The 1,885-nt window shown below is 69.5% G+C and carries 1 protein-coding gene; it reads left to right on the plus strand.

Annotated elements, in window-relative coordinates:
• On the plus strand, nucleotides 1-1,860 hold a 1,860-nt coding region (locus tag HMPREF3165_RS07345; protein WP_256275215.1), incomplete at its 5' end, for a ferrous iron transporter B.
• Between the last annotated feature and the right edge of the window lie 25 nt (nucleotides 1,861-1,885).

Here is a 1,885-nt window from a genome sequence, read left to right on the forward strand (position 1 = left end):
ATCGAGGACCTGCCGGGCGCCTACTCCCTGAACCCGATCAGCCCCGACGAGCAGGTGGTGCGTGACGTCCTCACCGACGCCTCGCAGAGCATCACCGTGCCCGACGCCCTCGTGGTCGTCGTTGACGCCACGACGCTACGGCGCGGGCTGAACTTCGTCGCCGAGGCCCTCGCCCTGGAGCTGCCCACCTGCCTGGTGGTCACCATGACCGACGAGCTCACGCGGCGCGCCGGGCGCCTGGACGTGGCGGCCCTCGGGCAGGCCCTGGGGATCCCGGCGGTGCGGGTGGTCGGCAACCGCAGCATCGGGATTCCCGAGCTGCGCGAGCGCCTCACGGAGGTCTCCGCGTGGCAGCGCCCACCGCTGCCCGCGCCGACGGAGCCCACCGAGGTGGCCTCCTGGGCCGATTCCATCCTGGAGGCCGCCGACTACCAGGCGCCCCAGCAGGACCGCATCACGGCCGCCGTCGATAAGGTCCTGCTCAACCCCGTCCTGGGGTCCCTGGTGTTCTTCGCCATCATGTACATCTTCTTCCAGGCGATCTTCACCTGGGCGGCACCCTTCCAGGACGCCGTCGAGGGCGGGTTCAGCGCCCTGGGGGAGCTGGTGCACGGCTGGCTCGACGAGTCCCACCCGCTGCTGGCGGGGCTCCTGGGGGACGGTCTCATCGGGGGTGTGGGCGCGGTGCTCACCTTCGTCCCCCAGATCATCATCATGTTCCTCATCATCGCCTTCCTCGAAGGCGTGGGGTACATGTCGCGCGCCGCCTTCCTCATGGACCGGATCATGAGCCGGGCCGGACTGGAGGGGCGGGCCTTCGTGGCACTGCTGTCCTCCTTCGCCTGCGCGATCCCCGGGATCATGGCGACTCGCACGCTGCCCAGCGCCAAGGACCGGGTGGCCACGATGCTGGCCGCCCCGCTCATGACCTGCTCGGCACGGTTGCCCGTCTACGTCCTGCTCACCTCCATCATGGTGCCCGCCGACGCGAAGATCGGGCCGCTGAGCGCGCGCGGCACCGTCATGTTCGCCCTCTACCTGCTGGGGGCGGTCTCCGCGATGGTGGCCGCCTGGGTGGTCAAGCGCCTCACCGACCGCGGCGGGGTGCTGCTGCCCTTCTACATGGAGATGCCGCCCTACCGCATGCCCCGCCTGCGCACCGTCCTCATCATGGTGTGGGACGCCTGCAAGGGCTTCGTGAAGAAGGCCGGGACCGTCATCGCCCTGACCACGCTCATCCTGTGGGTGCTGCTCAACGTGCCGATGCGCTCCGACGAGCAGTTCAACGCCCACTGCTCCGCCAGCGCCGAGTGCGCGGCCGTGTCCGCGGCGGTGGAGGACCCGGCGTCGTCGACCATCAAGGACGATGACGGGAAAGTCATCACCGACCCCGAGGAGCTCGGCAAGCTGCTGGATGCGCAGAAGACCTCCTACACGATGGACAACTCCTGGGCGGCCGCCATCGGCAAGACGGTGCAGCCGGTCTTCGAGCCGCTGGGCTTCGAGTGGCGCATCAACGTGGCGATCCTGTCCTCGCTGGCGGCGCGCGAAACCTTCGTGGCCACCCTGGGGCAGATCGCCGCCGCCGAGGACCCCGAGGAGCCCAGCGCGCACCTGGCCACGATGACGTACCAGAAGGACACGCTCACCAACAAGGCCGGCGACCAGCTGTTCAACCCGGCCACGATCGCGGCGATCCTGGTGTTCTTCGTCTACGCCCTGCAGTGCATGGCCACGGCCGGTGCGATGCGCCGCGAGACCGGCACCTGGAAGTGGCCGGCCATCGCCTACACCTACATGTTCGTCACCGCCTGGGTCATGGCGGCCCTCACGAGGGTCATCGTCGCCATGCTCATATAGGCGGGGCCGGGGTGCGCTGGGCCCC

The sequence above is a fragment of the Actinomyces sp. HMSC08A09 genome, from assembly GCF_001807465.1.
In the GTDB taxonomy this organism is placed as follows: Bacteria; Actinomycetota; Actinomycetes; order Actinomycetales; family Actinomycetaceae; genus Actinomyces; species Actinomyces oris.